1 protein-coding gene is annotated in these 306 nt (G+C 43.5%); it reads right to left on the reverse strand.

Going from position 1 to position 306, the window contains the following annotated elements; all coding sequences use genetic code 11:
- Window positions 1–282, reverse strand: a 282-nt coding sequence (locus tag NI461_RS14365) for a transposase family protein (RefSeq protein WP_367273584.1), incomplete at its 3' end; no start/stop codon positions are given.
- Between the last annotated feature and the right edge of the window lie 24 nt (window positions 283–306).

Genomic DNA, 306 nt, shown 5'->3' on the forward strand with positions numbered 1-306 from the left:
GATTGGAATTTCTGTGGCATCTACAATCACCACATTCCAGTCAATGCCTTCGCCTTCAGGCAAATGCTTGGGTAAATTAAATAAATTGGACTTGATTAAGCAGTCCTCTACATGACGTACGATTCTTGAAGCAGTGGGCTCTGACACGCCATAACTCGTCGCAACGTGAAATAAGGTTCGGTATTCCCGCCAATAACTTAAGCACAGGAGGATCTGATCCTCTAAGCTCAATTTAGGTGGTCTGCCTTTGGCAGGAACATGCATCTTCAATTGCTCAACCATTAAATCAAAGGTTGACCATGAGAT

Origin of the sequence: Acinetobacter sp. S4400-12 (assembly GCF_024129495.1) — a bacterium.
GTDB classification, from domain to species: Bacteria; Pseudomonadota; Gammaproteobacteria; order Pseudomonadales; family Moraxellaceae; genus Acinetobacter; species Acinetobacter lwoffii_C.